General features: G+C 35.4%; 26 protein-coding genes. 10 read left to right on the forward strand and 16 right to left on the reverse strand.

Annotated features, from left to right (window positions below):
• Positions 1 to 229 precede the first annotated feature (229 nt).
• From uxuA to J8281_RS04625, 3 genes are all read right to left on the reverse strand, one after another.
• Positions 230 to 1393, reverse strand: coding sequence for a mannonate dehydratase (gene uxuA / locus J8281_RS04615; RefSeq protein ID WP_210196418.1), 1164 nt, complete (start codon positions 1391 to 1393; stop codon positions 230 to 232).
• A 122-nt stretch (positions 1394 to 1515) separates the two neighbouring features.
• Entirely contained in the window at positions 1516 to 2331 is an 816-nt protein-coding gene (locus tag J8281_RS04620) for an SDR family oxidoreductase (protein ID WP_210196419.1), read from the reverse strand.
• 10 nt (positions 2332 to 2341) lie between these two features.
• The gene (locus J8281_RS04625; protein ID WP_210196420.1) at positions 2342 to 3985 is read right to left on the reverse strand and encodes a UxaA family hydrolase; all 1644 of its coding nucleotides are present in this window, start codon (positions 3983 to 3985) and stop codon (positions 2342 to 2344) included.
• A gap of 324 nt (positions 3986 to 4309) precedes the next feature.
• Between J8281_RS04625 and J8281_RS04630 the strand changes: the two genes are divergently transcribed.
• The 6 genes from J8281_RS04630 (at position 4310) to J8281_RS04655 (ending at position 9894) form a co-directional block, all read left to right on the forward strand.
• Positions 4310 to 5308, forward strand: a complete 999-nt coding sequence (locus J8281_RS04630; protein ID WP_210196421.1) for a sugar kinase — start codon at positions 4310 to 4312, stop codon at positions 5306 to 5308.
• 2 nt (positions 5309 to 5310) lie between these two features.
• Positions 5311 to 5973, forward strand: a complete 663-nt coding sequence (locus J8281_RS04635) for a bifunctional 4-hydroxy-2-oxoglutarate aldolase/2-dehydro-3-deoxy-phosphogluconate aldolase (RefSeq protein WP_210196422.1) — start codon at positions 5311 to 5313, stop codon at positions 5971 to 5973.
• A 1-nt stretch (position 5974) separates the two neighbouring features.
• The gene (locus J8281_RS04640) at positions 5975 to 6949 is read left to right on the forward strand and encodes a TRAP transporter substrate-binding protein (RefSeq protein WP_210196423.1); all 975 of its coding nucleotides are present in this window, start codon (positions 5975 to 5977) and stop codon (positions 6947 to 6949) included.
• Positions 6946 to 7416 carry a TRAP transporter small permease gene (locus J8281_RS04645; RefSeq protein ID WP_246848967.1) on the forward strand — a complete coding sequence of 157 codons (471 nt, stop codon included), beginning with the start codon at positions 6946 to 6948 and terminating at the stop codon, positions 7414 to 7416. Before J8281_RS04640 ends, J8281_RS04645 begins: the two co-directional genes overlap by 4 nt.
• Positions 7417 to 7422: 6 nt before the next feature.
• A complete protein-coding gene (locus J8281_RS04650; protein ID WP_210196424.1) occupies positions 7423 to 8718 on the forward strand; it encodes a TRAP transporter large permease in 1296 nt (431 codons plus the stop codon).
• Between the two features lie 333 nt (positions 8719 to 9051).
• Positions 9052 to 9894 (forward strand): universal stress protein, encoded by an 843-nt coding sequence (locus J8281_RS04655; RefSeq protein ID WP_246848968.1) that lies wholly within the window; start codon positions 9052 to 9054, stop codon positions 9892 to 9894.
• 274 nt (positions 9895 to 10168) lie between these two features.
• Here the strand turns inward: J8281_RS04655 and J8281_RS04660 are convergent, their stop codons facing one another.
• From J8281_RS04660 to J8281_RS04695, 8 genes are all read right to left on the reverse strand, one after another.
• Positions 10169 to 10489: an AAA family ATPase gene (locus tag J8281_RS04660; RefSeq protein WP_246848969.1), complete on the reverse strand. Its 321-nt coding sequence runs from the start codon at positions 10487 to 10489 to the stop codon at positions 10169 to 10171.
• 182 nt (positions 10490 to 10671) lie between these two features.
• Positions 10672 to 10914 (reverse strand): HigA family addiction module antitoxin, encoded by a 243-nt coding sequence (locus J8281_RS04665; protein WP_371812583.1) that lies wholly within the window; start codon positions 10912 to 10914, stop codon positions 10672 to 10674.
• A gap of 274 nt (positions 10915 to 11188) precedes the next feature.
• The gene (trxA, locus tag J8281_RS04670; RefSeq protein ID WP_210196425.1) at positions 11189 to 11488 is read right to left on the reverse strand and encodes a thioredoxin; all 300 of its coding nucleotides are present in this window, start codon (positions 11486 to 11488) and stop codon (positions 11189 to 11191) included.
• Positions 11489 to 11865: 377 nt separating this feature from the next.
• On the reverse strand, positions 11866 to 12762 hold the full coding sequence (locus J8281_RS04675; RefSeq protein WP_210196426.1) for an RsiV family protein: 897 nt from the start codon (positions 12760 to 12762) through the stop codon (positions 11866 to 11868).
• A 113-nt stretch (positions 12763 to 12875) separates the two neighbouring features.
• Complete coding sequence (locus J8281_RS04680) at positions 12876 to 13391, reverse strand: ClbS/DfsB family four-helix bundle protein (RefSeq protein WP_210196427.1); 516 nt, start codon at positions 13389 to 13391, stop codon at positions 12876 to 12878.
• Between the two features lie 604 nt (positions 13392 to 13995).
• On the reverse strand, positions 13996 to 14325 hold the full coding sequence (locus tag J8281_RS04685) for a chaperone modulator CbpM (protein ID WP_210196428.1): 330 nt from the start codon (positions 14323 to 14325) through the stop codon (positions 13996 to 13998).
• A gap of 4 nt (positions 14326 to 14329) precedes the next feature.
• Entirely contained in the window at positions 14330 to 15217 is an 888-nt protein-coding gene (locus J8281_RS04690) for a DnaJ C-terminal domain-containing protein (RefSeq protein ID WP_210196429.1), read from the reverse strand.
• Positions 15218 to 15540: 323 nt separating this feature from the next.
• Entirely contained in the window at positions 15541 to 15945 is a 405-nt protein-coding gene (locus J8281_RS04695) for a hypothetical protein (RefSeq protein ID WP_210196430.1), read from the reverse strand.
• Positions 15946 to 16540: 595 nt separating this feature from the next.
• On the opposite strand from J8281_RS04695, the gene J8281_RS04700 reads away from it, so the two are divergent.
• The 4 genes from J8281_RS04700 (at position 16541) to hemN (ending at position 21667) form a co-directional block, all read left to right on the forward strand.
• Positions 16541 to 17779 carry a PAS domain-containing sensor histidine kinase gene (locus J8281_RS04700; RefSeq protein ID WP_210196431.1) on the forward strand — a complete coding sequence of 413 codons (1239 nt, stop codon included), beginning with the start codon at positions 16541 to 16543 and terminating at the stop codon, positions 17777 to 17779.
• Between the two features lie 99 nt (positions 17780 to 17878).
• Positions 17879 to 18937: a response regulator gene (locus J8281_RS04705; protein ID WP_210196432.1), complete on the forward strand. Its 1059-nt coding sequence runs from the start codon at positions 17879 to 17881 to the stop codon at positions 18935 to 18937.
• Between the two features lie 492 nt (positions 18938 to 19429).
• On the forward strand, positions 19430 to 20266 hold the full coding sequence (locus tag J8281_RS04710) for a universal stress protein (protein WP_210196433.1): 837 nt from the start codon (positions 19430 to 19432) through the stop codon (positions 20264 to 20266).
• Between the two features lie 36 nt (positions 20267 to 20302).
• Entirely contained in the window at positions 20303 to 21667 is a 1365-nt protein-coding gene (gene hemN / locus J8281_RS04715) for an oxygen-independent coproporphyrinogen III oxidase (RefSeq protein ID WP_210196434.1), read from the forward strand.
• An 8-nt stretch (positions 21668 to 21675) separates the two neighbouring features.
• Here the strand turns inward: hemN and J8281_RS04720 are convergent, their stop codons facing one another.
• The 5 genes from J8281_RS04720 to J8281_RS04740 all read right to left on the reverse strand — a co-directional run bounded on the left by J8281_RS04720 (position 21676) and on the right by J8281_RS04740 (position 26157).
• On the reverse strand, positions 21676 to 22380 hold the full coding sequence (locus tag J8281_RS04720; RefSeq protein ID WP_210196435.1) for a sulfite exporter TauE/SafE family protein: 705 nt from the start codon (positions 22378 to 22380) through the stop codon (positions 21676 to 21678).
• 194 nt (positions 22381 to 22574) lie between these two features.
• Positions 22575 to 23021 (reverse strand): FixH family protein, encoded by a 447-nt coding sequence (locus J8281_RS04725; protein ID WP_210196436.1) that lies wholly within the window; start codon positions 23019 to 23021, stop codon positions 22575 to 22577.
• A 409-nt stretch (positions 23022 to 23430) separates the two neighbouring features.
• Positions 23431 to 24855: a cytochrome c oxidase accessory protein CcoG gene (ccoG, locus tag J8281_RS04730; RefSeq protein WP_210196437.1), complete on the reverse strand. Its 1425-nt coding sequence runs from the start codon at positions 24853 to 24855 to the stop codon at positions 23431 to 23433.
• A 160-nt stretch (positions 24856 to 25015) separates the two neighbouring features.
• A complete protein-coding gene (locus J8281_RS04735; protein ID WP_210196438.1) occupies positions 25016 to 25975 on the reverse strand; it encodes a cbb3-type cytochrome c oxidase N-terminal domain-containing protein in 960 nt (319 codons plus the stop codon).
• A gap of 2 nt (positions 25976 to 25977) precedes the next feature.
• Positions 25978 to 26157 carry a CcoQ/FixQ family Cbb3-type cytochrome c oxidase assembly chaperone gene (locus J8281_RS04740; protein WP_210196439.1) on the reverse strand — a complete coding sequence of 60 codons (180 nt, stop codon included), beginning with the start codon at positions 26155 to 26157 and terminating at the stop codon, positions 25978 to 25980.
• Positions 26158 to 26254: the final 97 nt, after the last annotated feature.

Consider the following 26254-nt stretch of genomic DNA (forward strand, 5'->3'; position numbering starts at 1 on the left):
TACGTTATTAGCGGAAGAATTAATCCCCAATTTACTTTTAAGACCGTTTTTAGCAGCTATATTTTTATTCCATAAATATGAACATGGATCTACGCTTAGATAGATTGGGATATCCCGATCTGGCTTGGTTTTTCTCCATAGGCTATTTGCAGCGCATAAAGTGTTATATAAAACAAAACGGGCAGTAAAGATTGCAGTAACCAAAGGACGAATAGTCATGATTTTTAATTTATTTAGTAAGTATACCAAGTTCTAATCCACGCAATTCTGCTAATCCTTTTAGTCTTCCGATAGCAGTATATCCAGGATTGGTACTTTTTTGTAGATCATCTAACATTTGATGACCATGATCGGGGCGCATAGGTATTGATTTGTCTTTTTTTTGTTGTAAAGCGATGAGTTCCTTCATTACGTTAAACATGGGGACATCACCCTCGAGATGATTTGCTTCGTAAAAACTACCGTCAGTTTCAACCTGCACACTTCTTAAATGTATAAAATTAATCCATGCTCCTAGCTCTTTTATCATGTTCGGCAAATTATTATCTTTTCGTACTCCCAGAGAACCGGTACAAAATGTAATTCCGTTATAGTCACTTTTTGTATTTGAAATAATACGTCTTAAATCTTCTGTATTGCTTACTACACGAGGTAATCCAAAAATTGAGTACGGAGGGTCATCAGGATGTATAGCCATAAATACTTTACTTTCTTCGGCCACAGGGATAATTTCATCTAAAAACAGTTGCAAATTTGTAGCTAAAACATCACTATCAATATGGCGATAGGTATCTAAGGCTTCTTGAAATTGTTGAAGTATATATCCTTCTTCGGCTCCTGGTAAACCGGCAATAATAGTTTTTGTTAATGTTGTGGTACCCTCTTCTGAAAGAAGTTCGTAATACGCTTTTCCTTTTTCGAGTTGTTGTTGCGTATAACTCGTCTGTGCAGAAGGTCGTTTAAGAATAAAACAATCAAATGCAACCAGAGCCCGCATATCAAATCGAAGTGCCCTGGCACCATTGCGTAATTCGAACTGTAAATCTGTTCGAGTCCAATCCAGAATTGGCATAAAATTATAGCAAACAGTATGGATACCTTCAGAAGATAAATTTTTAATTGTTTGTTTATAATGGTTTATGAACAGTTTAAAATCACCACTTCTGGTTTTAATTGCTTCATGTACCGGAACACTCTCTACCACCGACCATGTTAAACCTGCGTTCTCGATTATTTTCTTATGTTTAGAGATTTCTTCAATACTCCAAACTTCGCCATTGGGGATATGATGCAATGCCGACACTACTCCGGTGGCGCCAGCTTGTCGAATGTTGGATAGTGATACAGAATCTTTAGGACCATACCATCGCATTGTTTGCTCTAATGTTTTCATACGTTTAAATGTTTTTAATTGTCAGACCTGCCTGCCTAGCTGCTGGTAGGCTGGTGGAATCGCCAAAGCTTCATATCTGTAGGTATCACCCTCGTGGTTATGGCTTATTTCATATTCAATTTTTAAACTCCCGAGAATGCATTAAATCCACCATCGATAGGGATAATGGTTCCGGTTACAAATTTTGCAGCATCACTACACAGCCATTGTATGGCACCTAATAATTCGTTTGGGTCTCCAAAACGACCCATGGGCGTATGTTCAATGATTTGTTGACCTCGTTGTGTTAAGTTTCCGTCTGTATGTGTTAAGAGATTTCTGTTTTGTTCGGTAAGAAAAAATCCGGGAGCAATGGCATTAACTCGTAGTCCTTCACCATATTTATGTGCGCACTCTACAGCAAGCCACTGTGTAAGATTATCGATAGCAGCTTTTGAAGATGAATAGCCCATAACTCGGGTAAGTGGCCTGGATGCTGCCATAGATGAAATGTTAATAATACTTCCGGTTTTGTTGTCAAGAAATAGTGGTAACAGGATTTTAGTCGGTAAAAAAGTTCCCATATAATTCAATTCCATAACTTTTTGAAGCGCTTCGGTATCACAATCATCTATAGACTGATCAGGCATAATTACAGCGCCTGGCATATTTCCTCCTGCAGCATTAATTAATACATCAATCTTACCAAATTGTTTTTGGAGCTGTGTTTTAACCGCTGTCAATTGTTTTTCGTCGGTGACATCGGCAATTGCAGGAAAAGCTTGACCACCGGTAGTTTTAATTTTATCTACTAGTTTTTCGACTTTCTTTTTTGATCTGCCAAGTACGATGACTACAGCTTCTTCTTGTGCCAAATATGTAGAGATCGCCGTACCTAAAACGCCCGTGGCCCCGCTGATTACAATAATTTTATTTTTAATTGAAAATAGTGATGTCATGTATTTTTACTTAAAGTGAAATTCCTCTTTTCCAGGGTATAAAATCATCCTGATGTAAGTGTTGAGCTTTTGTTTTTATTTGTCCGCTAGCTACTTTAATAATTAGTGCAAGTAGCTTTTCTCCCATTTCTTTGATCGTGTGATCGCCGGTAATGATAGATCCGGTATCTATATCGATAATATCATTCATTCGCTTTGCCAAAGTGGTGTTTGATGAAATTTTGACTACAGGTGCAATAGGATTTCCGGTTGGGGTACCTAGACCTGTTGTAAAAAGAATGATATTTGCCCCAGAGCCTGCCAGTGCTGTTGTACTTTCAACATCGTTGCCAGGTGTGCATAATAGATTCAGTCCTCTTTTTTTTGCATATTCAGTATAGTCTAAAACATCTACTATAGGTGAAGTTCCCCCTTTTTTTGCTGCTCCTGCACTTTTCATAGCGTCGGTGATGAGCCCGTCTTTAATATTACCCGGACTTGGGTTCATATCAAATCCCGATCCTACAGCTTCGGCAGCATTTGCATAAGATTTCATAAGATGAATAAACTTATTGGCTATAGTTGTATTATTACATCGATCAATAAGTTGTTGTTCTACACCACAAAGCTCTGGAAACTCTGCCAATATCGCTTTTCCGCCAAGAGCGACAATAAGATCAGAAACTCGACCTACAGTAGGGTTAGCAGATATTCCCGAGAATCCGTCAGATCCGCCACATTCTAAACCTATGGTTAATTTGCTTAAAGGAGCGGGCTTACGCTTTAAAGTGTTCGCCTCGATAAGCCCATTAAATGTTTTTTGTATGGCTTTGGCAAGCATACTTTGCTCTGTACCTTCTTTTTGTTGTTCTATATAAAATACAGATTTATCGTGATCAGGATTCAAGCTTTTAAGCTTTTCTTGCAATATAGAAATCTGTGCATTTTGACATCCAAGACTCAGTATTGTAGCTCCGGCTACGTTTGGATTATTAATATAGCCAGCAAATAGACTACAGAGCATTTCTGCATCCTGTCTCGTACCCCCGCAACCGCCTTGATGTGTTAAAAACTTAATGCCATCTACATTTTCGAATATCGAAGAAGAAGTTGAGGTATGAGTAACCATCTCGAAGGGTTCAGCACTATGGTTTTTACCTTGCTCATATAAACGTACCATTCGACGAACATACGCTTTATATGGATTTTGTTTAACGAAACCAAGTTCTTCGAGAAATGCGTTTTTCATCACTTCGACATTTCTGTTCTCACAAAACACCAGGGGTATTACAAGCCAGTAATTAGCAGTGCCTACTTGCCCGTCGTTTCTGTGATACCCCAAAAAAAATTGATCTTTCCATACACTTACATCTGGCAAATCCCAGTGAAACAAAGTTTCTTTATTGGTGTAGGACTGCGATTGATGGGATACATTAACTGTAGAAATTTTTTCTCCGCTATCTATTTTTGTAGTGGCTTTTCCCACCAGTGTACCATACATGATAATATCTTCGCCTGGATTAATAGTGTATTTGGCGAATTTGTGTTTGGCGGGAATAGGATTGTGAATTGTAATTCTTGTAGTTACATCAATAACTTCATCATCTTTATAAAGATCCTCGAGCGCAACAAGAACATTATCTTTTGGATGTATTTTTAAGAATTTGTGATTCATTTTAAGATTTAATTATTATATTGCGCAATCGATTGCACAATTTACATAAAAAAATAGAATTGTACACAAAAAGCGATAGAAAATTAAATAATTGAAGTTTAATAAATAAAAATATAAGTGAGTTAGAATGATTTGTTAAGTGTTATCCTCGCTGGAGTTAAGAGGGTATCCCAAAGAATCATTTTGAATAATTGTCTAAGTATATAAGGAGGGTTACATAGCTTTTTCTAATAGCACCGCCAAAGGGTATAATACCCCTGAAATAGTTTACTGATAAATTGTAATCACTCATTAAATAGTATCTTTATGAGAAACTTGTTCTAAATGGGAAAACGAATAATTACCATAGGTGAAGTAATGATGCGTTTGGCAGCATGTGATCATCAGCGTTTTTTGCAGACAGATCGATATGATGTTCATTTTGGAGGAGCCGAGGCAAACGTAGCTATATCACTAGCTCAATTAGGTCAAGAAACTGTGCACATCACTGCTTTTCCTAATCATGACCTAGGAAAAGCGGCTTGTAATTATTTGAGTAGGTACGGTGTAGATACTTCACATATTACTTATTTAAATCAGGGAAGATTAGGTCTCTATTTTCATGAAACAGGAAGCATGCAACGATCTTCTCGTATTATTTATGATCGTTTTGGGTCTTCTTTTTCCTTACTACAGGAGCATCAACTTTCCTGGGATGCTATTTTTGAAGATGCGCACTGGCTGCACTGGACAGGTATTACTCCTGCACTTTCAGAAACGGCAGCTCATCTTTGTTTAACCGCCATTATAAAAGCTAAAGAAAAAGGAATTACTGTAAGTGGCGATATCAATTATAGAAGAAACCTTTGGCAATACGGAAAACAACCACTCGATATTATGCCAGAACTTATTGATAAAACCGATGTTATTATTGCCGGACTTACCGATTTTGAAAACTGCATGGCCATCAAAGAAGATAATTTTGAAGCCGCCTGTCGCGAGGCACAAACAAAGTTTCAAGGCATTACAACTATAGCTACCACTAAACGTGATTCTATTTCTGCATCAGAACAAAAATTATCGGCCTTGTTATATCATAATACCAAAGTGTATCCATCAAAGAGTTATGAAATGACGGGTATTATAGACCGAATAGGTGGGGGTGATGCTTTTATGGCAGGATTGATCTATGGATTGTTATATAAAGATCATCAAGAGGCTTTAGAATTTGCATTAGCCGCTTCGGTACTCAAACATGCTGTTATAGGCGATGCTAACCTGGTTACCGTTGAAGAAATAGAGGCATTAGTCATAGGAAAAAATACCGGAAGATTATTACGATAAATATGGCACATCATAAAAGTGATATTATTGAAATCATGGAGCATACAGGAATGATTCCTGTTTTTAACCATAAAAATATTGAAATTGCAAGAAAAGTTCTTGATGCCGCATATCATGGTGGTGTTCGGGTATTCGAATTTACTAATAGAGGGGACAATGCGCTAGAGGTTTTTACTGAATTAGCAGCATATGCTGAAAAATATGAAGATTTGATACTAGGTATAGGTACTATTTTTGACGAAAAAACTGCCCAGAACTATTTAGATAAGGGCGCTCAATTCATCGTTTCACCTGCGCTAGTAGAAGAATTAGCGAGCTTCGCTCATAAAAATGATGTGCTGTGGATTCCTGGTTGCAGTACGGTAACTGAAGTATATCGTGCTACAAGATTAGGAGCCGAGATCATTAAAGCATTTCCAGGTAATATGTTGGGGCCTGCTTTTGTAAAAGCAATTACATCTGTAATGCCATGGGTTAAAGTGATGCCTACAGGAGGGGTTTCGCCTACAAAAGAGAATCTAAACGATTGGTTTAAAACAGGCGTATCTTGTGTGGGGATGGGGTCACAACTTTTTAAAAAGGAGTACCTGCAAACCGAGAATTACCAGGAGCTTTCTAGAGTGATTGCCGAAACTCTTACTATCATAAAAAACATCCGTAATTAATATGCATTTTAGATCTACATTAAGTGTTCTTATAATTGTACTGTTTTTTTCATGTAAAAAAGAAAAAGACAGTAAGATACTACGATTGGCTCACGGTCTGGATACTCAACATCCGGTGCATAAAGCTATGGTTCATTTGGGAGAGCGGTTGTATAGTAAGTCCAATGGTAGCTTAGAGGTGAAAATATACCCTAGTGGACAATTGGGTGGAGAGCGTGAATGTTTAGAGTTGTTACAAATAGGCAGTTTGGATATCACCAAAGTCTCTGCTGCAGTACTAGAAAACTTTGTTACTGCGTATAAAATATTTAGTATTCCTTATATATTTAATGACAAATCGCATAGTCATACAGTATATGATAGTAAGGTAGGAGAAGAATTTTTATTGAAGGGTGAACCATACAGGCTTCGGGGGTTAACTTTTTACGATGCAGGAAGTAGAAGTTTTTACACCAAAGATAAAATGATTCGCTCTCCAGAGGATTTGAAAGGCTTAAAAATCAGAGTACAAAAAAGTAATATGGCTGTATCTATGGTACAGCAGTTGGGAGGTTCTCCTACACCTATTTCCTGGGGGGAATTGTACACCGCTTTACAACAAGGTGTAGTAGACGGAGCTGAAAATAATTTGCCGAGCTTTTATTCTTCCAAACATTATGAAGTTTGCAAATTCTATAGTTTTGATGAGCATACTGCCGTACCTGATATCTTACTTATCGGTACCGAAAGTTGGGATCGACTAACAAATCAAGAACAGCAGTGGTTACAAGAAGCAGCGGTAGAGTCAGCGATTTATCAACGAAAAGTATGGGCAACTTCAGAAAAGGAATCGTTAACTGCTATTAAAGAAGCAGGGGTTGAAGTGAGTTACCCAGATAAGCAAGCTTTCGTCTCAAAAACAAAAGCAATACTAGCTACATTCAAAGACGATAAAGAGGCAATGCGATTAATTCAAGAAATAAAAGCGCTACAATGATTCGAACTGCTATAAACAACGTTTTGGAAAAGGTATTGATTGCTGTAATTTCGATCATGCTCATAGCTGTGGTCTGGCAAGTTATCTCGAGATATGTTTTGGGAGCACCCAGTACGTTAACAGATGAGGTTGCCAGTTTTTCGTTGATTTGGTTAGGACTTTTAGGAGCCGCCTATGCTACAGGAAAAGAATTACATTTAGCTATAGATCTTATTCCTAAAAAAATTATTGCAAAATCTCCTACACTATTCATGGGTGTGGTCACCTTTTCTATAGCGGTTTTTGCCTTTTTGGTCATGGTTATCGGGGGGGTACGACTTTGTTGGTTAACCTACACGCTCAATCAGAACTCGGCCGCCTTAGAAATTCCTTTAGCCTTTGTATATGCTGTTTTGCCGTTGAGCGGGTTACTTATTGTATACTTCAGTTTGGATATTTATGTAAAACAACGTAAAGCATTTAAATAAAAGAATATGGATTACATAGAGGCTATTATTTTAGTAACTTCATTTTTACTTTTCTTATCACTACGAGTGCCTATCGCGTATAGTATCGGACTCTCTGCATTATTAACTTTGATAGTATCGATGCCATTTTTACCATCGGTGACTACTTTGGCACAGCGAATGGCAACCTCTTTAGACAGTTTTGCCCTTTTAGCTATTCCGTTTTTTATTCTTGCAGGACAGGTTATGAACCGTGGAGGTATTGCGCATCGGTTAATAGAATTCGCCAAAGCGATAGTGGGTCCGTTGCCCGGCGGGTTAGCCTTTGTGAATATTATTGCCTGTATGTTATTTGGAGCGATTTCTGGGTCGGCAGTTGCTGCAGCTTCGGCAATTGGAGGATTTATGAACCCGATGATGGAAAAAGAAGGGTATGATAAATCGTTTAGTGCAGCAGTTAACATCACTAGCGCTACTACCGGACTTATCATTCCGCCTAGTAATATTTTAATCATATATTCGCTTGCTAGCGGAGGAGTATCAATAGCAGCACTATTTCTAGCGGGGTACATTCCAGGAATTCTTATTGGTTTCGCTTTAATGATTGTTGCCGGAGTATATTCTTTCATTAAAAAATATCCAACTGAAAAAGCTGTTCACTTTAAAGTTTTTATAAAGCGTTTTCTAGATGCGTTTCCTAGTTTACTCCTTTTGGTCGTGGTCATAGGGGGTATCGTAGCAGGTATATTTACTGCTACCGAAGCTTCTGCAGTAGCAGTAGTGTATACATTTATTTTAGCATTTATATATAAAGAAATAAAAGTTAAAGATATCTCTATTATTCTGTTAGAAACTACTAAAACTTCGGCCATCGTTACACTATTAATAGCGACATCGGTAGCGATGTCCTGGGTAATGTCTTACGAAAACATTCCGCAGGAAATTAGCAATGCATTATTAGCCATTAGTGATAATCCTATTGTGATTATGATAGTCATTAATTTAATTTTGCTTTTTGTAGGTGTTTTTATGGATATGACTCCGGCAGTTTTAATTTTTACACCAATTTTTCTTCCTATTGTTACAAACATTGGGATTGATCCCGTTCATTTTGGAATTATTATGATCATGAATTTATGTATTGGGCTTTGTACGCCACCCGTAGGATCTGTTCTTTTTGTAGGTTGTGGAGTGGCTAATTTAAGTATCCAAAAAGTAATACGCCCGTTATTACCATTGTTTTTTATGATGTTGATAGTGCTATTGCTCATAACGTATATTCCTGAATTGAGCTTGTGGCTTCCTAGTATTTTTGGTTTTTAGTACTATAAATATCATTCTGCATATTAAATATGGCTATACTATGATGATATTAATTCAGAAATAGTATGATAATTGTCATGGCTTTTGAAAGCTGCTTTTTTTATTTTTGAAGGTATTTTAAGCCGTAATACCTGCCCGCACTTTTCTAATAAAATGGCAGGCGGGGATTTTATGAGGCTTAATTAGGGTAAAATACTTGCAGTTTGATACTGTCTTAAGTTAGTAAGCCTTATACATTTATACATTGTTAAAGGATGAATAAAACGAAATTCAACTATCTTAAATTTGATGTGAAGATCACTCGACTAACTTTCAATATTAAAACTATAGAAAATGATAAAAAAAATTCTCGTTCCTGTTGATTTTTCTGAATACTCTGAATATGCACTACATGTGGCAGCTACCATAGCCAAAGCACAACAAGCTGAAATTATCGCGTTACATATGCTGGGATTGTCTGAAGCCGTATTTACTAAAAACGAAGGGCAAGATGTAGCCGAAGCTGTATATTATATGAAACTCGCTGAGCAACGTTTTACAACCTTTTTGGATAAGGAGTATCTCCATGGGATTAAAATATCTGAGATGGTACAAAATTATAAGGTGTTTAGTGAAATGAATACGGTAGCCAAAGCGAATGCCATAGATCTTATCGTTATGGGCTCTCACGGTGTAAGTGGTTTGAGAGAAGAAGTATTTATAGGCTCGAATACAGAAAAGGTGGTACGTACCTCAGAAGTACCTGTCTTGGTCATTAAAAACTCTATTGAAGATTTTAAAATTGAAAATGTCGTATTTGCCTGCGATTTTAGAATGGAGAATTTACAGGTGTATCAAAAAGCAATGAAATTGTTCGAAAGTATGAAAGCCAAAGTACATTTATTATATGTGAATCTGCCGGGAGATCAATTCAGAAACTCTAGCGATATGGAGGATCATGTTAAAGAATTTTTGTTTAAGGCTGAAGCTGGTCAATTACATAGACACGATGATGTAGTTTATTATAATGACTATACCGTAGAAGATGGTGTTTTCAATTTTAGTAACAAAGTTAATGCAGATGTTATTGCAATACCAACACACGGTCGCAGAGGATTAGCTCACTTTTTTAGTGGAAGTATAGGTGAAGATATCGCCAATCATGCCGATAAACCTGTATTGACATTCAAAATTTAATAATGGTAATTTGATTCTATTTTCTTATCATTTTTAACGGTTCTAGTATGGTGTCATAGCATCCCACAGGGTGCTATGCACATACACATTATTGTGCTTTCGTTTTTCTTTAACCTGGTTTATGTATTAGAATGTCGTTATGAGGTTTGAAAATGTCACGACAAAGCATTGCTTTGGGCGAGATGTAGCGTTGGAAGAGTATTTTCTAAGTTTCAGCACAGCACCGCTACGGTGAAACTTAAAAATACAACGTAGTGCTTGGTTTTGCAGCAGTTTAAAGCCGTAATAGATTTTCTAATGCATAAATCGGGTTATCAATTCCAACAAAGAATAGTTTATGAGGATTTGTTCCTTCTTTTAGTAAGTTTCCAATGCAATGAAATAGTATTACCGTTTTACCTACTCGTCTTGGCCCCATTAGGACTAATGCCCTTTTTATACTTCTTTCAAGGACGAATGGATAAAAGAGATCAAAATATAATCTTTTGGACATTATACTGTAAGTGTGTGAAATCTCTTTGATAATCCACCACGGATTTTCGTATCGAAGACGTTCGATGATCTTTTCTGTCGGAATAGGGTTTAATATTGCCATATATTCATCTTAATAACATAAATTTATTAAAATAAATAGTCTTAAATCTATCTATTATTACATAATTGAACAAATAGGTAGAATTTTGGAGGAAGAAATAATTAATTTGACAATTGAATATTTTATCTAATGAAGTACAACGCTTGATGTAAAACTCGTTTTCAATGCATTTTTACATCTTGTTAGGCAACGTTTTTATTTTCAAATTTTTTTATTTCGTCAAATTCCGCTTTTTTATCATCTCGTTCTTCTTCGATATCATAATCGTCTTGAAGTCCGAGCCAGAATTTTGCAGAATTTCCAAAATATTTGCTCAACCGAAGTGCTGTGTCCGCCGTTATTCTTCGCCTACCTTTTATAATTTCTGAAATCCTTGTTTGAGGTATTTTTAGATCCTTTGAAAGTCGGTAAGCCGAAATTTCAATTGGTTAGAGAAATTCAAAATTTAGGATTTCACCAGGATGTACGTTTGCCAGCTTTTTCATTTTATTCTTTTTTAATGATAGTCGATTATTTCTACGTCGCTCGCATTTCCGTTATTCCACTTAAAAGTGATTCGCCACTGTATATCGATCTCTATTTCCTTTTGTTTACCTCGCCAATAAAACGTAAACAGTTTAAAAACGAGAAGTTCGCTGAATGCTCCTTGGGCTTGGCCGGAGATTTTTACTGATTTTGTTCGCTCCTCCTAAGCATGAACTAACGATGAGCATTGATCACTTCTAGAATTTCGTGCTTTTGAAGGACTCCAGATTGTCTCCAGCATTGTTTTCCATTTTGGAATAAAATCATAGTTGGCACTCCTCGAACTTGATATTTTGTAGCTAAAGGTTGATTTTTATCTACATCTATTTTTACAATTTTAATCTGATCTCCCAGTTCATTTTTTACTTCTTTTAAGATTGGCGCAAGTGCTTTGCATGGACCACACCAATCTGCAAAAAAATCAACTAGAACCGGAGTTTCTTCTTGTGTAATAGAGTTAAAATTACTTTTCATGATAATAGCGAGAAATATTTATAATTTAAAAGTAAATTGATTGTCCGTAATTAATAATGTCATCTCCTGTCATGCTGAACTTGTTTCAGCATCTCATAAAGATATAGCTAGTCAATACCTTATGGATTGAGACACTGAAACAAGTTCAGAGTTACGCATAGATTATGAGTCTTAACGGATATTCATTAAAAGTAAAACAATCCTTTAATACATTGGATTAAAACTGTGTTAATACTAAAATGAATATAAAATAGGCCAATCTACTTGTTCATTGTTATATGCTTGGTTTTGCAGCAGTTTAAAGGCATAATACCTGCCCGCCTTTTTCAAAATAAAATGGCAGGCGGGGATTTTCCAATTCATAAAGCATTTCATATTCATTTGGTATAACTTACTCGCAGTGGGGCATTATATTTCTTAAGCACATGCATTATCCTTTGTATCGGAATTTTAATCGAATACGTTCCTGTATATGAAGGACAAATAACACAATCATCAAAATAATAGGTAATTGTATCATTGGTAATTATAAAATTATTCTTGTACGCTTTAAAATCACCGAGAGATAACTCCCAACATTCAAAATACAGATCTCCAGAAGTGATTCCTTCATTTATTATAGAATTTAAGGTGCTGTAAATCGTTTTTTCAGCATTGGGTGTAAATACATCGTCGAAGTATAAAAAATTATGATTCTTCAGGTCAAAATTAATACAATCAAAAAGATATGTAGCGTATCTCATTCCAGAATAATAATTCTCTTTGTACAGCACAGTGCTTAACCATTGGTCGTTCAAATTGTAGATCTTGTAATCTATTATTCTTTTATCTCTGATGCTATTGGTTTTGAGCGTGTCACAAAGTAATTCTTTGTCCTCAAGAATCTCATTTTCGGTTGTACTGATATTCAGGTAGTTTTCTTCGATAAAGACGTTAAAGACTCGAAATCCTGGATCAGCTTTTTCATTAAGATGTGGATAGTTATAGTCTAAAACATAAAGATCTTCTTCTTTAAAAAAACGTTTTGAAACCATTAGTTCTTGAAGATTAGCTTTATCATCTACTGCCTCTAGTAATCGATTTCTTTTGATTGTTTTTGTTTTATGCTGTAGTGAATCGAGACTTTTTTCAGAAAAAACAGTAGTAGAATCCTGAGCATTCTGATTTGTTTCCTCAATATCTAAGTTTTTTTGAGTTTTGGTTTCGTCTTTACAAGTTAGTAAGCTTACTGATAGACAAAGTATCAGTAAGAATTGTAATCGTTTTGCTTTCATACGTTTAAATGTATTGTTTATATAATCAGAGTAAAGTTTACCAGACATGACCTTGATTTAGCTATAGTAAAAACAGTATGTCGATATATTGCTTTACAGTTAAGCAAGAGAGGTTATGATGCCTTCTTCATTTCTTTTCTGCATCTTTTAATAAGTTTGTACGCCCAATCATAGTGACTAGAAGTAGCAGATATCAAATATGAACCTAATGATGTACTTCCTGTCCAAGTATATTTTTTCTTCTCAAACAGTTCGTTGTCAGAATGCTTAGTAATTACTTGTTGTATTCTAGAGAATGATTCTTCTAATAGCTGTACAGCTTCTTCTAAGCTTATATTTTCATATTTTTTCCATATTTCCCGGTTAAGAGCTGGGGTCATCTTCCAGTTATATCCTTTGGCCGGCATATCGGGTTTGCCTCCTTTCATACCTACAGCATACCAACCGAGTGTCATGATGTGCCAATGATGAAGATGTGCCAAAACATCTTTAACATTTCGGTTTAAATATCCATCGGGGAATGGTGTTGATAATTCTTTGGTTGAAAATGAATCGATATAGTTTATTAATTTTGTGTAATTTTTATGACTTAAATGAATGAGTTCTTCTTTAGTTTTTGGTCTAGGCATACATTTACATTTATATTCTATTAAGGGCTCTTTCTACTCACGTATGATTTCAAAGTTTTACTATTTTTTGACATATCATTCTGGCTTCGCGAAAGTTTAAAGTGAGAAAATTGAGCTACTACAAGCAATTTTTACGCTTTTTTAAAATTCTATTTCTGAAAGCTTTTTACAGCCAAGTCCTCCTATCAACTCACGATAGCTTAGCTTGAATATGCTATTACCAAGCGGCGGTAGTAAAAATAGTATCAAGTCTAAACTGCTATTTTGATATAGAAGGCAGGCTAAAAATAAAAGAGTTTCTCAGGATAAAATATGACATCGATCAGCTCGAACTTATCAAAATTTTAAGCATTCCTTTTGGTTAAGAAATTTTAAAATTTATAAATGTTCATTTCATACGAATAACTGATTGGCCTTAAATTTTTTAGCCAAATATCTTTACTATTTCCTTAAGCTTACTGTCCTATCTTTTATTCATTTTCTTTTGTAGAAGCGATTATCTTGCTATACCTAATCCCTCGATGAGGGTTTATCTGCTCATTTTTTTTATTTTTAGTGGTCAGACCTGCCTGCCTAGTGGCTGGTAGGCGGGTGGAATCGCCATTTAATCATATCGGCAGGTATCATCTTCATGGTTATGGCTTATTTCATACAATCGTAGTCTATTTTTTAGGGTAGTCATTTCGTTCTGAATGTGATGAACACGCTCTAGTAAGCGTATGATCACTTCCACGCCTTCGAGATTGATGTCAAGTTCTTTATTAAAAAGCAAGATTTGTTCGAGTTTAGGCAATTCTTCCTGCTTAATAAATACTTGCCGTTTTACAGTTATAACTTCAATTAATCCAAAATCGTTTAAAGAATTGATAAACGAGAATTCTATGCTATGGGTATCACAAAATTCATTTAGCGATATCAAATTTTTAGTTGTCATACTATTACATTTTAGACAATTCTCTATATAATGCTTTTTGTTTTTCAGATAGATTTTTGGGTATTTTAACGGTGTACGTAATATAAAGATCCCCAAAAACCCCTTCTTTTTTATACGCAGGAAACCCTTTTCCTTTTAATTTTACTTTGGTACCATTTTGGGTTTCTGGTTTTACTTTCAATTTCACCTTTCCATTTAGGGTTGCAATAGTAATGTCACCACCTAAAATTGCTGTATAGATATCAATTTCCTTATCGAGATAGAGATCGCTTTTGTCCCGTTTAAAAGGACTGTTGTTTTCTATGATAAAAGTGATATACAAATCACCGTTAGGGCCCGCTCCAGTTCCTGGCCCACCATGTCCTCTAATTTTTATGGTTTGCTCATTTTCAACTCCTGCGGGAATAGTAATTCTAATGCTTTTGTTGTTTATGGTAAGGGTTCTCTTATGGGTAGTATAGACATCCATTAAATTTAGGCGAAGCTCGGCATTATAATCTTCTCCCCTGTATCTTGTGTGACTATGTTGATAGCTTCGCCCGGCACTTCCAAACATAGACTCAAAAAAGTCTGAAAAATCATGTTCTGAAAAATTACGAGAGTGTTGTTGTCGATTAGACTGCTGATATGATCTTCGAGATTGTTGAGCCTTTTCAAACTCTTCTGCATGTTTCCAGTCTTTACCATACTCATCATATTTTTTTCGATTTTCTGGATGGCTTAATACTTCATTGGCTTCATTGATTTCTTTAAATTTTTTTTCTGCGTCTTTATCATTGGGGTTAAGATCAGGATGGTATTTTCTAGCCAATTTGCGGTATGCCTTTTTAATAGCTTCTTCTGATGCATTTTTACTTATCCCTAATACTTTATAATAATCAATAAATTGCATAGTGTTGCTATATATTTAATCCATAAAATTCCCTTAAAGCTCTACCTTGAGCGTAGAATAGATATTGAGGCTTTTAGAACCAAGAGTTAAGACAAAAAGACAATATAGTTTCTTGATTATCCAAGCGAAGCGGTCTTGATTCTGATACCCAACGGCTTGGCCTCTGGATAGCTCATTGTACTCCATACTTAAGATCTAAATGCTTCCAGGGCTTGTTTTGAAATAAAAATGAGTTTCTAGCCAGATGCCCACTAAGCTTGCACTTAGGTTGTTTACCTAAAAAATCTCTATTCATCACTTCAATCACTTCATTATAAAAATAATTATTTTTCAAATAATAGCCTCAGTCTTCCTAACATTATTAGCTCTGATTTATTTTTGTCTGAAAAGGCACTGGCGATTGCATCTGCGGTATCCCAAATCAATTGCCGTATTTGTGTTGTAAATTTAGATTTATAATTCAGGTAGCATTGTTCAAAAGAGCTAAAACATGTTTCGGCTGAGGATTCTTCAGCATCCATCCAGTCAAATACGATTTCAATCTGATAAGCGGCATCGGGACCAAATTTATCTTCAACCTTGCTTGCATTAAGCCATTTCGTTTGCACGATTTTGCGTAGCATATTGTATTCTGCTTCACGAACTACTCGGTCTGATGCTGCGATAGCATAAAATAGCTTTCCTAAATTTTGATAAATTTTTATTCCTTCATTTTTTGAAGCATTCATAGGGTAATTGGTTTTATATGAAGCAATAGTAAAAGGATTACTGTAGTATTCTCATGATAAAAGTCAGTCGACAGCAATAGCTCTTGATATACTTAGTTTAGCATACCTCAAAAAAGCAGAAGAAGTTAAGGTTGTTCCTTATAATTTTTCTGAATTTTGGGTAACTTATAACACATTTTAAATATTCATAATTTTTGGTTAAAGTGATGTAAGCAATGTTAATAAGAAATTATTAATGTAAGTTTTTACATTGGATTGTACTATTTTTGAGATCATACGATTTAACCCGGATTTTGCGTTATAAAATCCCCGCCTGCCATTTTATTTAGAAAAGGCGGGCAGGTATTACAGTTTGAAATACCTTTAAAAACAAACGCTGCGCTGCATTTTTCGATGTCACTGCTGTGGTGCTACGAAGAAATTGAGAAAAGACTTGTTTTTAAAGGTATGTCAGGCCTCATTATGAAATTCTAATGCATCATCTAGGTTTAAGAAATTTTTATAACAAGAATCCGGATAGTAACCCTGGGTTTTATAAAAATTGCTTTATATCAAACATAATCAATAAAAAGAGGACCAACCACCGTTATATTGTATGAGGGTTTTCAAAGAAAACAATAATATTTTTAGACTGCTTTCTGAAGCTGTTTCTGAAGGGATCATCGTGGTGAATAAAGAACAGGTTATCGTTGCAACTAATGGATTTGCAAATTCTATTTTTGGATACGCCACAGATGAGCTTGTAGGTAAACATCTCGACGTTCTAATACCCCCTAAATATCATCATAGCCATAGTGTGCATTTTAACAGTTTTGTAGCCAATAGTGAAAAGCGACATATGGGGAAGGGGCGAGAGTTGTATGGTGTTCGAAAAGATGGTGCAGAGTTTCCGCTTGAAGCCGGTCTTAATCCTTTTACCATTTATGGAACCGATTATGTTATGGCGCTGATCATCGATATTTCTGAGAGAAAACAACAAGAAAAAGAGATATTCGATTTAAACACGAAACTCGAACATAAAATCGAAGAAAGAACTCAAGAATTGCATGATACCATATTAGAGTTGAAAGAAGAAGTAAGACTTCGAAAAGAAGCTGAATCAAGAATGAAAGAATCATTGAAAAAAGAAAGAGATTTAAATGATTTAAAAACTAAATTTTTATCTATGGTTTCTCACGAATTTAAAACACCGCTCGGAGGAATCTTAACATCGGCCACATTAATAGGAAAATATACTACAGTAGCACAGCAAGATAAAAGAGAAAGACATCTTACAACCATCAAAAATAAAGTAAAATACTTAGATAATATTCTTAATGATTTTTTGTCTATTGAGCGTTTAGAATCCGGAAAAGTGAACTATAAATTTAGTAAGTTTCCGTTAAGTAAAGTGATTAATGAGGTAGTGTACAATGCCAATATGTTATTAAAAGACGGGCAACGAATTAGATATCCTCAAGATATCGATGAGTATACAATCGAGTTTGATGAGAAGATTCTGGAATTGGTGCTGTCAAACCTAATTCACAATGCTGTAAAATATTCGGCAGAAAATACTATTATTGACGTGCAGGTGCATTTTAAAGAGGGAATACTTACTTTTAAAATCATAGATCAGGGGATAGGAATTCCTGAAAAAGAACAAAAATTTATTTTCAAAAGATATTTTAGAGCAGAAAATGCATTGCTAGACCAAGGTACCGGAATTGGGTTAAATATTGTAAAAAGTCATTTAGAAAATCTTGGGGGGCGTATCAACTTTATAAGCAAAGAAAATGTAGGTTCTACTTTTATTGTGACCATACCCATTGAGAGTGTCAATTATCATTCGTAGCCATAGATGCTATTATTTACCGTTAAAGTTAAGGTGTTATGAAATAAGCCATACCAATGCGGATGATACCCACCCATATGATTACTAAAATTTAAACGTATGAAAACTGTTTTATTAATAGAAGATGATATGGCGCTACGAGAAAATACCGCCGAGCTATTAGAACTTTCAGACTATAATGTTATTACATCTCCAAATGGTAAAATAGGTATCGCCAAAGCCAAAATTGAAAAACCAGATATTATCGTTTGTGATATTATGATGCCAGAAGTTGATGGCTATGGCGTATTAGAAGCATTATCGTTTGATGTAACTACTTGCCAAATACCGTTTATATTTTTATCTGCAAAAACAGAACATAAAGAAATAAGAAAAGGTATGAATATGGGCGCAGATGATTATCTCACCAAACCTTTTGAAGAAGAAGAACTCGTAAGTGCGATCGAAAGCCGTTTGGCCAAAGCAAAGATTATTGCCAATGTACTTGAAGAACAAACCAAAAAAACAGAGCAAAACCAAAGTGAAGACGAATTAAAAAGCTTACACGAATTAAAAAATTTCTTTGACGATCATGGTGAAACTTTTACCTTCAAAAAAGGAGAGTTCATCTTTAAAGAGCAAGAACACTCCAATAAAATATATTTAATTTTAAATGGAATAGTGAAATCTCATAAGATGGATGAGAATGGCAAAGAATTAATTACCGCATTATACAAGGCAGATGATTTTCTTGGGTTCACATCATTTGTAGATCACATTCCCTATCAAGAGTCGGCTACTGCAGTAGAAGACTGTACTTTGGTGGGTATTTCTAAGAACAGTCTGAAAGAAATCCTGGAGAAAAGTAAGCATGTATCATTAGAATTGATGGAGTTGCTTACTGAAAATCTTTCCGAAATCAAAGAGCAACTCTTACAAATGGCTTACAGTTCGGTACGCAAAAAAACAGCACAAACCATTTTACAATTTGCAGAAATACTCAATAAAAAACCTGAAGAAAGTATAAAAATATCTAGAAACGATCTTGCCAGTGTCGCCGGAATAGCAACAGAAAGCTTAATTCGTACCCTGTCGAGCTTTAAAAAAGATGGCTTAATAGAGATTGAAGGGCGGAATATTAAAATTCTAGACCTTGCGGGACTACAACTTATAGAGTAGATCACCTTGTTGAAAATCTTGAAGTTATTCAATCGGAATACACCTCAATAACCCACTCAAAAAAGAGCATTATTTAAACTGATTTTTATCATTCTTTGGATTAACACTTCCCTATACATTTGTTGTATTAGAAAACCTGTAGCACATTTAGATAGTTGTTTATCAATATCTTTTGTTTTTAGATAGGTTAACCCGCTTTATGCATTAGAAAATCCCCGCCTGCCATTTTATTTAGAAAAAGGCAGGCAGGTATTACGGCTTTCAACTGCTGCAAAACCAAGTACTACGTTGTATTTTTAAGTTTCACCGTAGTCCTTCGACTCTGCTTAAGGTAAACTGCTATACTGAAACATAGAAAACACTTGGTTTTATAGCATTTTCAAACCTTATAACGAAATTCTAATACATAAACCGGCGTAAAACATTCGATAGTGATGCTTTTTTGTGAAATTGACGCCCGAGGATACAACAGGTTATAATAAAGAACGTAACATGATGAATATTCTGATCCCTACAGATTTTTCAGAAAATTCTTGGAATGCCATAGTTTATGGATTGTTGTTTTTTAAAAATATACAATGCCGGTTTTACATATTGCATGTATCAGGTTATGAAAAGACTGATAACGCAACAGTATCGCATCCAAAAAATAACTTTTTGGATCAAATCATGAAAAACGATAAAGAAAAGTTGCAGCGATTGTTAGATAGAATTGAACAACTGCCCATCAATAATAATCATCGTTTTTTCACCAGTAATGACTATATATTCTTTATAGATTCAATCAAAAAACAGATTGAAGAAAAAAGCATAGATTTTATCGTTATGGGAAGCCGGGGAGGATCAGGACATAAAAAAATTACGGTTGGTTCGAATACAGCAGATGTAATCACTAAAGTAAAATGTCCTGTTATGGTGATTCCTGAAAAGGCGGTATATAAGAAACCCAGGGAAATTGCATTTCCTACAGATTATAACCTACAATATAAAGACCGTGTATTACATACTATAGCAAAAGTGCTTCAGATCAATGATGCTGCATTGCGCGTGTTGCACATCGCTAGAAAAAAACAAGAATTAAGTAAGTTGCAAAAAGAGAATCGGCGGTTTTTGCACGCGTATCTGCACAAGGCCTCTGATCTTAGCTTTCATTTTTTATCCAATTCAAACATCGAAGAAGCTATGCAGAGTTTTGTAGAGAGTAGTCATATCGATATGATCACTATGGTCGCCAAGAATCTCAATTTTTTTCAGCACATTTTATTCTATCCTACTATCGAAAAAATAAACTATCACACACATGTACCCTTTTTGGTTGTACACGAGTAAGTCAAATAATCTTCAACAACAAAAATAAATTAAAATATGTGTACTACGCTAACTGATAAATACAATGTTCCCGGTCCAAGATATACAAGTTATCCTACAGTACCCTATTGGGATAACACTTCCTTCTCTTTAAAGAATTGGAAATTTTTGGTGAAAAACTCTTTCGATCAAAGTAACAAAACGGAAGGTATAAGCCTATATATTCACTTACCGTTTTGTGAGAGTTTGTGTACATTCTGCGGGTGCCACAAAAGAGTGACCAAACAACATGATGTTGAAAGGCCATACATCGACGCATTACTAAAAGAATGGCAGTTGTACTGTACATTACTAGACAGTAAACCAAAGATTAAAGAACTTCATTTGGGAGGCGGAACACCAACATTTTTCTCTCCAGAGCATCTATTGCGATTAATTGAAGGCATTTTTCATCATGCAAAGCGATCTGATTGTTGTGAGTTTAGTTTCGAGGGGCATCCTTGTAATACTACTCAGGCTCATCTGCAAGCATTATATAATGTAGGATTTCGAAGAGTAAGTTTTGGTGTACAGGACTATGATAGCACTGTTCAAAAAGCTATTAACCGAGTACAATCTTATGAAACTGTTAAGAAAATTACTGAAACAGCACGAGCAGTAGGGTATACCTCGGTAGGGCATGATATCATTTTTGGATTGCCCTTCCAGACCGAAGACACGGTTATAAATACTATTAGGAAAACGAAGGATTTGCTTCCTGATCGTATTGCATTTTACAGTTATGCTCATGTTCCTTGGTTAAAAGGAAATGGCCAACGAGGTTTTGAAAAATCCAATCTGCCTACTGCATTACAAAAAAGGAAACAATATGAAACAGGAAAGAATTTATTAACAGAAGCTGGATATGTAGCAATAGGAATGGATCATTTTGCATTGAAAAAAGATACATTGTACCGCGCTATGAAAGCGAAGAAACTTCATCGCAATTTTATGGGATATACGGCATCCAAAACACAAATGATGATTGGCTTGGGAGCTTCTTCTATAAGTGATAGTTGGTATGGTTTTGCGCAAAATGTAAAAGGGATAGAAGAATATATACATCTGATTAATGAAGGAATTATTCCTGTATACCGCGGACATGTATTAACAAAAAAAGACGAAATTATTAGACGGCATATACTCAATCTAATGTGTCATTTTGAAACAGGGTGGACCACGAAAAAGGATTACTTTTGTGAGCTCCCCAAAGTGCTTGATCGTCTAGAAGGAATGCAAAAAGACGGACTATTAATTATTACCGATACGTTGATTAAAGTAACAGAAAAAGGTCGACCATTTATTCGTAATATATGCATGGCTTTTGATCTTCGTTTACATTATAAACATCCAGAAAAGCAAGTGTTTTCTATGACTGTGTAAAAATTCGATTATTGATGGCATTCAAAATCTGCAGATATAATTTCTACCACTGGTTTTGGGGAAATATATGGAATACCCAGCCCCATGCCTCTTATCATAAAAAGTAGCCCCATCAAAACAACCACAACAGGTACTATTTTTTGAATATACTTTCTTGTTTTTGAAGACAAAAAATTACCGGCATATACAGTAATGGTCATTAATGGAATGGTTCCTAACCCAAAAAAAATCATGTACAAACTACTTTGTAGCATGCCTGCAGAGGCAATAGCACCAAAAATGGCAACATAAACTAGTCCGCAAGGTAAAAAACCATTTAAAAAGCCTATCGTTAAAAATGTATCAGGACTTTTCTTTTTAAGGGTTTTGCCTAGAGAATTTTTGATCTTCGAAATTATAGCATAGACAGTTTTGGAGGCCGAATAATGTAATAGCGATGAAAAGGGTATCAAAACCGTAAGAATCATCAACGCCCCGATAGCGATAGAAAGTCCTTGTTGTAATCCAAAAATGTTTAAACTTTTGCCTATCAAGCCAAAAAACAAACCTAAAGTACCATATGCAAATAACCTTCCTATATGGTACAGCATTATTCGATACGATTTTTGAAGCAAATTTGAGGTATGTACAGGAAGCATAAACGCAATAGGGCCACACATCCCGACACAATGAAAACTACCAAACAGTCCTAATAGTATAGCAGATAACAACATTTAACCCGGACTATGTATTAGAATTTCGTAATGAGGGTTGAAATGCCAATAAAAACAAGTGTTTTCTCAATTTTAGCATAGCAGTTTACCCTGAGCGGAGTCGAAGGGCTACGGTGAAATTGAAAAATACAGCGCAGCGTTTGTTTTTGAAGGTATATCAAGCCGTAATAGATTTTATAATGCATAATCCGGGTTTAATAAATTATAGATTCTTTTAAGAGGTAAGGGGTGTTTTGGTATGTCCAATCTACGGTGATATCCCAGCGTCCTTCTACAATATATTCATCGGGGATCAAAAACTTATGATGTTCAAGTGCAATAGGAATTTGAAAATCCAGTTGTTGATCTGACGGCCTGTACATGTAAATAGTTCCTGAAATCGTGACATAATCTTTATCTTCTGGAAAGGTAACAAGTATACCCTGGGGTAGTTTTTGAATAGCAACCTTATGTTTTAAGGCTCTTGCATTTTTTTCAGCATTCATTTCTTGCTGAAAATTCAGTTCTTTTTTATAATACTCTTTGGTCACCAGATCATGCTGGTACTTATCGTGCATATTCATTTTTACTACAAAGTACATGACAAAAGAGATAAACCCTATAAATACAAGTACAATAGATGTGCCCCAGTTTATTTTCATAGGTTTTGTTTTTTGAGTTTTTAAGAGATGAGTTTTCCTATTTTTAGAAGGCTTGATTACTACCTCTTTCATTAATTTTTTGATTGTCCGTTATTATACCTAAAATTTAACTGAGAAGTCATCCTGAATTCATTTCAGGATCTCATTAAGTGTATTTTCAGTACATTGAGATGAGAAGCTGAAACGAGCCTGTGCTGAACTCGTTTCAGTATTCAACTTGACGCAAACCGTTTAGTTTAAATTACGGATATTCGTATTAAATTTTTTAATTTTTAAGTTTGATTTTTAGTTCATCAGTAAAATTCTAAATTATTGAAAATCCATTTTTTTTTTAAAATCTACACATTCTATGTACGATAATCTAAAGTGCTAGTCATCTCAAAGCGAAGCGTGCTTACATACGCACATGCTACCGATAACTTCTAGGGCCTAAAAATGCTGCTGTAGTGGTTTCAATCAACTTATTATTGCTGTAAACCCCTATTTTTACTTTATTCTTATCGCTATTTAGCGTTGCAGCGTTGATTTCTACAAATAATGTCCCCTCTGCCAAACCTTGTTTAGGCACCGTAAAGTTTTGATGAGTAACCAATTCGATGGTTCCCTTGTGTGATAATAATGTAAAGTACACATCTTTAATATCATTCGTCGTTTTATTTATCAGTTTAAATGTATATACATTACTTATCACATTATTTTCTTTTCTTTCATAAAGTTGTCCCGGTAACCTAAGGATATTAGCTTCTACATCGTTTCTTAGAAACAGCATACCAATTAAAACACCGGTAAGAATAGTAAGCACAGCACTGTAGCCTTTCAATCTGGGGGTAAATGTGAACTTTGCTTTGTTAGCAATATTTTCTTCACTTGCATATCGTATCAACCCTTTCGGAAGATTAACACTTGACATGATATGATCACATGCATCGATACATGCGGTACAATTCACACATTCTAGTTGTGTACCATTGCGAATATCAATTCCCGTAGGGCAAACGTGAACGCACTGAAAGCAATCAATACAATCTCCTTTTCCGGTTACAGAGCGGTCCTCATTTTTTTTGAACTTTGCCCTTCCTGTTTCTTTTTCTCCTCGTTTGTAATCGTATGCGACAACAATTGATTTTGAATCCAGTAATACTCCCTGTAACCTACCATACGGACAGGCAATGATACATACCTGTTCCCTAAACCAAGCAAATACAAAATAGAAAACTGCAGTAAAAATGAGTAGTGAAATTAAAGTGCTTACATGCTCAAAAGGACCCTCTATAAAGATATATTGAATCAAGGTATCGCTACCTATCAGATACGCTAAAAAAACATTGGCGATGAGAAAAGAGATGATAAAAAAGATAATCCATTTTATCATTCTCTTCTTGATTTTTTCGACGTTCCAGGGTTGTTTGTCTAGCCGAATTTGTTTTCCTCGATCCCCTTCGATCCAGTACTCTATTCGCCGAAAGACCATTTCCATAAAAATAGTCTGGGGGCATATCCATCCACAAAACAATCTGCCAAAAGCAACGGTAAATAAGGTAATAAAGATGACCCCTATGATCATAGAAATGACAAATAAGTGAAAATCTTGTGGCCAAAAAGGAGCACCAAAAATAGTAAACCTCCGTTCCAGAATGTTAAAAAGTAAGAACTGGTTGCCATTTACCTTTATAAAAGGTGCCGCAAAAAGAAAGATTAATAAACCATAGCTTACCCATTTTCGATATTCGTAAAATATACCATTGGGTTGTTTAGGGTAGATCCAAGCTCGCTTGCCTTCTGCATTTACAGTAGCTATTGAATCTCTAAATTTTTCATTCGTTGGTGTTTCCAATTTAAAATAGATTTTCTAATATATAAAGCGCGTTCAACACAGACTATACCATAGAAATTAACGAGACAAAGCTGGGATTTAGGATGAGGAGATTTTCATGCTAAACACCCTCACCTTAATCTTCTCCCGCGAGGGAGAGGATATCCTATCATTTTTGTAATTACTCAACTACTACCACAGCTGTCGAATCTGACACTGTTTTGGGGGTTTCATCATTCTTAGGCACTTCTTTTGGGAGCGCATCTGGATCTACCCATAGTTCGCCCTGGGGCTCCTTAGGAGCTGCGGGTGTAGTACCTACCAAAGTGAGTACATAACTGGCTACCTGAGCCATTTCAATAGGTTTCAAAGTCTGTTTCCAGGCTACCATCCCTTTTCCATCTCTTCCTCCTTCAGAAATAGTTTGAAAAACATTTTTAATTCCACCTCCTAAAATCCAATAGTCATCAGTAAGATTAGGTCCAATACCCCCACCACCATCTGCCTTGTGACAGGCTACGCAATTGGCGGTAAAAATAGCTTTCCCTGCACTTATATCAGCGGCATCTGTAAGCAATGCCACGGTATTGATATCAACCAGATTTTTAGCCGTCTTTTTATAGGCTTCGATAGCAATTTGAGCCTGTGCTACTTCGGTTTTGTATTCTTCGGTTTGCGTATAATCATTGAAAACGTGAAAACGAGCCAAATAGATCACTGCGAATACGATCGTTGCATAAAAACCATATACCCACCAGGGTGGTAGATTATTATCTAGTTCTTTAATACCATCATAATTATGATCGAGTATGATATCCTCTTCTTCGGCAACCGGTTTGCTATCTACTAGTTTAGCATAAGTGTCTTTAATCCATTTAAATTGTTTTTCTTTCTTAATTTTTGCTGTAAGAAGATATCGTTCTTGTGCCTCAGGTTTTAAAGAGCGAAACAAAATATTTTTTAAGGCCTCCAAACTGATTTCTATGGCTATCATAAAGAGAAATACCATTCCTAAAACCAGCCAGGTTAATGGTTGTGCTATAAAAGCAGATTGATCACCTGATGCTACGGTTGCTTCTAATAGTACGTAGGTGATACATAAAAATAAAATAATACGTATGTAGGATGCGGTACTTCTCATAATTAAATATGATTTTCAGTGTCTAGTGGAATATTACTTACCGTTTTGATGTGTTCTTTTTTTGCTGTGAGTACCCACCAGAACAGTACTGCAAAAAAGATGAAAAAAATGAGTAATGAAATCACAGGATAAACTTCAATACCTTCAATACTTTCCATATGTCCTTTTACAAATTTTAGCATGATTTTATTCTTTTAGTAGCTATTTGTGATTCCTTCAGCTCGATCGACATTGCAATAGCAATAAATGAGACAGGGCTTGATTTAGGATCAGGTGAGT

The sequence above is a fragment of the Aquimarina sp. U1-2 genome (assembly GCF_017897595.1).
Taxonomy (GTDB): Bacteria; Bacteroidota; Bacteroidia; order Flavobacteriales; family Flavobacteriaceae; genus Aquimarina.